General features: G+C 33.1%; 5 protein-coding genes and 1 pseudogene. All 6 read right to left on the bottom strand.

Annotated features, from left to right (window positions below; translation table 11 throughout):
- Nucleotides 1-630: pseudogene (locus tag MR593_RS02330) on the bottom strand (glucuronate isomerase); the annotation flags it as partial.
- A 95-nt stretch (nt 631-725) separates the two neighbouring features.
- Complete coding sequence (locus MR593_RS02325; protein WP_290686587.1) at nt 726-1,565, bottom strand: HAD family hydrolase; 840 nt, start codon at nt 1,563-1,565, stop codon at nt 726-728.
- A 69-nt stretch (nt 1,566-1,634) separates the two neighbouring features.
- Nucleotides 1,635-3,404 (bottom strand): glycoside hydrolase family 3 protein, encoded by a 1,770-nt coding sequence (locus tag MR593_RS02320; RefSeq protein ID WP_290686585.1) that lies wholly within the window; start codon nt 3,402-3,404, stop codon nt 1,635-1,637.
- A gap of 57 nt (nt 3,405-3,461) precedes the next feature.
- Complete coding sequence (locus MR593_RS02315) at nt 3,462-4,307, bottom strand: SDR family oxidoreductase (RefSeq protein WP_290686583.1); 846 nt, start codon at nt 4,305-4,307, stop codon at nt 3,462-3,464.
- 21 nt (nt 4,308-4,328) lie between these two features.
- Entirely contained in the window at nt 4,329-5,378 is a 1,050-nt protein-coding gene (gene uxuA / locus MR593_RS02310; protein WP_290686581.1) for a mannonate dehydratase, read from the bottom strand.
- A 132-nt stretch (nt 5,379-5,510) separates the two neighbouring features.
- Nucleotides 5,511-6,938 carry an MFS transporter gene (locus MR593_RS02305; RefSeq protein ID WP_290686580.1) on the bottom strand — a complete coding sequence of 476 codons (1,428 nt, stop codon included), beginning with the start codon at nt 6,936-6,938 and terminating at the stop codon, nt 5,511-5,513.
- Nucleotides 6,939-7,323 lie beyond the last annotated feature (385 nt).

Here is a 7,323-nt window from a genome sequence, read left to right as displayed (position 1 = left end):
ATCAGCGAATGATTTTATTTCTATTTCACTTACTTCTGATAATTTTGCTATATAATCTACATAGTCGACTTTTTCTATAGCTATAGCCTTATCAGGTCTCCACGTTGGAAGTACTTGTATATCAAAAGTTTCATCTTCTATTATAGCTATGAGGTATTATAAATCATCTATTGGATCATCTGTAGTACAAATTAATTCAACGTTAGAATCTCTCATTATGCTTCTAGCTGACATAGTTTTTAATTTTTCGTTGCATAAATTCCAAACCTCTTCTGCTGTCTCTCCATTTAGAGCACCTTCATATCCGAAGTATCTTTGTAGCTCTAAGTGACTCCAGTGGTATAATGGGTTTCCTATAGCTTTTTCTAAAGTTTCAGCCCATTTTTGGAATTTTTCTCTATCTGTAGCGTCTCCAGTTATGTATTTTTCTTCTACACCATTTGAACGCATTTGTCTCCATTTATAGTGATCTCCACCTAGCCATACTTGAGTTATGTTTTCAAATTTTTTATCCTCTGCTATCTCCTGTGGATTGATGTGGCAGTGATAATCTATTATCGGCATAACGCTTGAGTATTCATGGTAAAGCTTTTTAGATATTTCATTTGATAAAAGAAAATCTTTGTCCATAAAATTTTTCATGACATATCTCCTTTGTATTTGTATTTTTCCCTTATATATTAAAAATTTACTTAAATTTTTTTATTATATTTGTCTATTTAAATCTATATTCCTAAAGCAACTTCGAATTCTTTTATTAACTGCTCTTGGTACGCATCATCAAATTCGCCTGCGAATAATTTCTTGCTGGCTTCATTTTTTAATCTTTCCCAGCTAAATGCTTCTGCGTCAACTATTATCGGATAGAATCTAACCCCATTGTCTAACGCTGCCTTCTTATCTCCAGGAGCATCTCCTACCATAAGCACCTTGTCTTTGTCGTATCCTTTTTCTAAAAGCTTTTCTATGCAGTAAGCCTTTGAACCAGCTTCTTGACAAAGTAATACTCTGCAGCAGTCCTTTATTCCGTGCTTTGTCCACTCAGATTCTACTGCCTGACCGTTTGCAGAAGAAACTGCAGTTAAATCGGCATATTTAGACATTTCCTCCATAGCTTCCTTCACATTTTTAAAAGGCATATCCTCTTCCTGTGATTCAACTATAGATAAATTTACATGGATACTCCAAAGTAGAGCCCTCTCCATGCAGTCGTTTCTCTTCTCTTGGCATTTTTCAAGTAGAGCTGGATTTGATAATTGAGGTGCAGTTTCCACCCAATTTTCAAATTCTTCTAATCCGTCAAATTTTATTCCTTTGCGATTGCTCATCTCTCTGACAGCCATAGCCAAACCTTTGAAACGATTTATACCTCTAGTTTTTGTAAATAAATTTATTTGATTCCAATATTCTAGAGCTTCTTCTCTATACTCTTCTAAATCATATGATTTCACAAACTCAGGTCCAAATGAATTAAAATGCTTTGAATTCATAGTATCCATAGCGCATCCATCTGAATCTATACATATTAAAAAATCCTTCTCTTTCAAATAATCAAAATATCCCATTTTTGCTCCTTATATATCAAATTAGGATGTAGCAAAAACTACACCCTAATATATTTTATTTATTTTTAATTAGAAACGTGTATCTCCAAATCCGCAGAACGCATCTACTGGACTCACACCTTTAAATTCTGATTTTCCTACAAGCTTTTGAACTAATGCTTCTAATGTAATATCACTATCATCATAAGTATTTATATAAGTTTTAACTTGTGGTACGTCAGCTAAGTGGAATGGACACTTAACTGAAACGAATATAGTCGGAACTTCATTTACATAGAATGGTATGTCTGGAGTTCCTTTACTAGCTGGCCATTGTACCCTTTGGTCAGTGTTTGGATTTACGTTAGCTATGTTTATTATTAAATCGTAGTTGTCAGTTAAATCGGCAATTGGACGTTTAGCTGCATATACGTTAGCCATAGCCTTAGCCATTTCCTCTTTTGGAAGCTTCATAACCTTGTCCATTGGTGATTCCCATATTTCAACTTGGAATCCTTCAGCTTCTAATAATTCTTTTAATGTGTCTATTGGTTTCTTCTTAGCTCCACCCATTAATTCTAGGAATTTACCGAATCCACCTTCAGTTCCTTTAGCTTCAACAAGTAAAACTCTCTTTTGTCTGCCTGGTGATATTGGTAATAATTCTTGAGTGTTTTTAACTAAAGTTATACCTTTATCAGCAACCTCTTTAGCTATTTCTTTATTTTCTTCTAAGCCTATTTTCGCCATAGCTTCTTCTTTAGCTGGTAATATTTCAGTCTTAGCTTTTTTGTGAAGACCTAGAGCAGCCTTAGTTCCTAATATTCTAGTTAAAGCTTCCTCTAATCTCTCTTCTGTTATTATTCCTTTTTTGTAGCCTTCCATCATCCAGTTGAAATCCTCGTCTGGATCGTTGAAGAATAAGAATAAATCAGAACCAGCAGCTATTGCAGTTGGAAGCATTTCACTTCTCTTCATAGCTGAAGTCATAGCAACCATGTGAGATGCATCAGTTACAACTAGACCATTGAAGCCCATTTTTCCTCTTAATAAGTCAGTTAATATATACTTACTTAATGTAGCAGGCATATATAATTCTTGAGTAGTCGCATTTGGATTAAAGTGACGAACGTACTCTGGTAAAGCTATATGTCCAGCCATTATTGATGGAAGACCTGCTTCAAATAATCCACTGTAAACTCTTCCGAAAGTCGCATCCCATTCTTCTACTGATAATGAATTTGGTGCAAATGATAAATGTTGATCTCTCTCATCTATACCATCTCCAGGGAAGTGTTTAGCAGCAGGTGCTATTCCACTTTCTTGTATACCTCTCATGTATTCAAGAGATAATTCTAGAGTTTGTTCAACATCAGCTGACCAAGTTCTTATTGATATTATTGGATTTCTCCAGTTTTTGTTTATATCAACTATTGGAGCGAAACTCCAGTTGCATCCTATAGCAGCAGCTTCTACACCAGATACTCTACCCATTTCGTATGCGTATTTTTTATCGTTAGTAGCAGCTATTTTAACTTCATTTCCTATATAAGTACCATCTGTACAAGCTCCATTACCACCCATTTCAGTATTTGCAGCTATTAATAGAGGTATTTTACTGTTTTCTTGAAGTATTTTATTTTGATCGTATACTTCTTCAGCAGTTCCTGGGTTGTAACGAACTCCACCTATGTGATAGTTATCTAAAATACTTTTTAAGTATTCTTCGTCACGGCTTGCACCCATGTTTATAAATAATTGACCTATTTTTTCTTCTATAGTCATTGATTTTATAGTTTCTTCAACCCATTTAACACCTTCATCGTCTAGGTTGTAAGGTTTTACTCTTAAATTAACCATAAGTCTTTACTCCTCCTAATAAATGTCTTCTTATATTATGTCGTCGTAGTCTATATATTAAACACCTGAATATGCTGCAAATGCACCATCAACTGGTATAACAGTTCCGTTTACAAATCCTGATGCTTCTTCGCAAGATAAGAATAATAATGAACCTATTAATTCTTCTAATTCACCGAAACGACCCATTGGAGTTCCAGCTAATATTTTTTCAGTTCTAGCAGTTGGAGTTCCATCTTCGTTCCATAATAATTTTTCGTTTTGTTTAGTTGAGAAGAACCCTGGTGCTATAGCATTGCAACGTATACCAACCTTTGAGAAGTGAACTGCTAACCACTGAGTAAAGTTAGATATAGCAGCTTTTGCTCCACTGTATGCTGGTATTTTTGTAAGTGGTGAATAAGCATTCATTGAAGATATGTTTATTATGCTCGCACCTTTTTTGTTCATCATATCCATTGCGAAAACTTGTGTAGGTATTAATGTACCCATGAAGTTTAGGTTGAATACGAAAGATACCCCTTGAGGATCTAAATCAAAGAAAGTTTTCATTTCATTTAAATGCTCTGGAGCAAAGTACTCGTCATCAGTTGTAGCTTTTGGATTATTTCCACCAGCTCCATTTATTAATATATCGCAAGTTCCGAAGTCTGCTAATATAGCACCTCTTGCAGCTTCACAGCTTTCTTTTTCTAAAACGTTACATTTGTAACCTTTTGCAGTGTATCCTTTTGCAACTATTTCATCTGCATATTTTTTAGCTGCTTCTTCGTTTAAGTCAAGTAAAGCAACCTTAGCTCCACACATAGCCATAGCTTCAGCAAATGCAGAACATATTAATCCACCTGCTCCTGTTATTACAACAACTTTATCGTTTAAATCTATTTGAAAAGGTAATTTCATTTTGCGCCTCCATAAAATTTATTATTTACTAGATTTTTCTATAGCTTCCCATAAGCCGTTTAAGTAAGTAGCTCCTAAAGCTCTATCGTATAAACCGTATCCAGCTCTACCAGTTTCGCCCCAGATCATTCTTCCGTGGTCTGGTCTAATATATCCGTCAAATCCATTGTCATATAAAGCCTTCATTATTGCGTACATGTCTAAGCTTCCGCAAGAAGATAAGTGAGCTCTCTCTTCAAATCCGTTATCTAATACTTTTACATTTCTCATATGTACGAAATGTATTCTGCCCATTTTAGCGTATTTTGCAGCCATTTTAGCTACATCGTTTTTATTTGAGCAGCCTAGAGATCCTGCACATAAAGTTATACCGTTGTGCTTGTCATCAACTAATTTTAAGAATCTGTCTAGGTTTTCTTCACAAGTTATTATTCTAGGTAATCCGAATATACTCCAGCATGGATCGTCTTCATGTATAGCCATGTTTACGTCACATTCTGCAGCTACTGGTATTATTCTCTCTAAGAAATATTGTAGGTTATTCCATAAATCGTCTTCACTCATTGCATTGTACTCAGCAACTACGCTTTTTAATTCTTCTCTAGTGTAACTAGCATCCCAACCTGGAAGTGTTAAGTCACTATCACTTTCTAATGGGTTAACCTTGTCTACTTGTTCTTGATAGTAAACTAAAGATGTAGAACCATCTTCTAATTCATGGTCTAATTGAGTTCTAGTCCAGTCAAATACTGGCATAAAGTTGTAGCATATGCATTTAACTCCAGCTTCAGCAACTCTTCTTATATTTTCACAGTAATTTTCTATATATTTATCTCTGCTAGGTTTTCCAAGCTTGATATCTTCGTGAACTGGTATACTTTCGATTACCTCGAAGTTTAATCCAGCATTTTCTGTTTGTTCTTTTAATTTTGCTATAGATTCTCTGCTCCATACTTCACCAACTGGTACATCGTAAACTGCAGTTACTATAGAATGCATGCCTGGTATTTGGCGTATATTTTGTAATGTTACTTTGTCATCTTCTCCATACCAACGAAATGATAATTTCATAAAATTCTCCTAACCTTTTGTATTTTTATTTTTAACATCTAATAGCTAGTACCACAAAATGATAGTACTAGCCCCTAGATGATGTTAACCTGATTTAATATATTTTTTTATAATTAAATTAATCGTATATGATTAATTATTTGCACGTTTTTCGTTTAATATTCTAGAGTTTTCTTCTACCACTTTTTTACTTAATGGATAAGCAAAAGTTAATATTAAACCTACTATTAAATAACAAACTCCTGGGAATAAAGTAGATAAATTATATATTCCATTAACTACTTCTGTAGTTTGAGAAGCTGCTAAAGAATTGTATCCTACGAAAGTTAAGGCAAAACCACCTAATCCTCCAGCTAGAGCTTGTCCTATTTTTCTAGAGAATGAGTAAACTCCGTATATTATACCGTCGTTTCTCTCTCCAAATTTAACTTCATTGTAATCTATAACATCTGTTATTTTTGCCCATATAAGCATGTTAAATATCGCTACACCAAGTGTTATTATTGTATAGTATCCTAAAAATGCCCAAGAACTTTCTAATTTTAAGAAGTATATTAATATGTAACCTGCTCCTGCTAAAAACATACCCATTGCTGAAAATTCTTTTTTACCAACTTTAGCTGATATTTTTACTACTACTGCTGCTAACATTAAGTTTATTGGTAAACCTATCATATTAAGCATTGATAAAGCATTTATATCTTTGAAATAATCCGCAAATAAATATGTGTTCATTGTTTGAGACATAAAACTACTTAATAATAAAACTATCGCTGCAGCTATTATTGATAATAAAGCTCTATTTGATACTACTGTTTTAAAAGTTTCTGCTAAAGATGCACTTTCTTTTTGAGCAGGCTCTAACTTAACACGTTCTGTCGTTAATTTATAACAAACTATATAGCAAACTAATGCAAATATTGAGAATATACCTGCTACTAAAGTGAATTTTGGTCCACTTACTAATTGATTTCCATTGGCATCTGCATAATATATAACTTGTGGTACTATTGCTCCTATAATAACAGATGCAAATGTTGCTCCTAAACTTCTCCAAGTCGAAAGAGATGCTCTCTCGTCTGGTTTATCAGTTATAGCTGATGCCATTGATCCATATGGTATATTTATTGATGTATAGAATATAGAACCCCATAATATATAAGTTGCAAACATCACTACTACTTTAACTGTCATAGAAGCTCCTGCTAAGCTATATTGATACATTAAAAAACTCGATATTGCAACTGGTCCTGACATTCTCTTTATCCATGGCTTGAATTTACCGTCTTTTGTAGCTTTAGCTTTGTCGACGATACGTCCCATTGTTATATCTGTAAACGCATCTATACATCTAGATACTAAAAATAGTACCCCTACTAATGAAGCACTAACGCCCCATACTTTTGTGTAAAATATCATTAAATACATGCTCGCAAATAGGAACATAAAATCGTTTCCTAAATCACCGCATAAATACCCTACTTTATCTTTTATTCCAAAAGCTTTTGTAGTCGTTTTGTCTGATTCTAATCCTAAGTTGTTCACTTCACGTAAGTCCATCTTAAAACCCCCGATGCTTAATTTTTTAATTGTTTTGTCTTTTAGATTTTTAATTATTATTTCTGTAATTTTTATTTTTTAATTTTGTTATCATGTAGTCTATTTGTAGTTTATTCATTTACAAATCAACACTAATCGATTGTGTTATTTTAATAACAATCTAATAGTAGCACACTTGTATACAAGTTGTAAACAATAAATTTATTTTTAATAAAAATTTTTTTATACGTTGTGGTTAAATTTTCAATATTATTTTTTGAAAACCTTTTTAATATTGACATACCTAATTTTTAAATAGTATAATTAATCTCAATAAATTTTATTTATCAAAGATAAAATTTCCAAATGCTAGTATACAAGTATATTTATGTAAATTTCATATACA

The organism is Intestinibacter sp. (assembly GCF_022780145.1).
In the GTDB taxonomy this organism is placed as follows: Bacteria; Bacillota; Clostridia; order Peptostreptococcales; family Peptostreptococcaceae; genus Intestinibacter.
The sequence above is the reverse complement of the archived record's forward strand: the minus strand, read 5'-3'. Positions and strand labels throughout refer to the sequence as shown.

Coding starts and splice junctions, on each gene's coding strand:
- MR593_RS02325 (WP_290686587.1), bottom strand. CDS start 1,565: ATGGGATATTTTGATTATTTGAAAGAGAAGGATTTTTTAATATGTATA.
- MR593_RS02320 (WP_290686585.1), bottom strand. CDS start 3,404: ATGGTTAATTTAAGAGTAAAACCTTACAACCTAGACGATGAAGGTGTT.
- MR593_RS02315 (WP_290686583.1), bottom strand. CDS start 4,307: ATGAAATTACCTTTTCAAATAGATTTAAACGATAAAGTTGTTGTAATA.
- uxuA (WP_290686581.1), bottom strand. CDS start 5,378: ATGAAATTATCATTTCGTTGGTATGGAGAAGATGACAAAGTAACATTA.
- MR593_RS02305 (WP_290686580.1), bottom strand. CDS start 6,938: ATGGACTTACGTGAAGTGAACAACTTAGGATTAGAATCAGACAAAACG.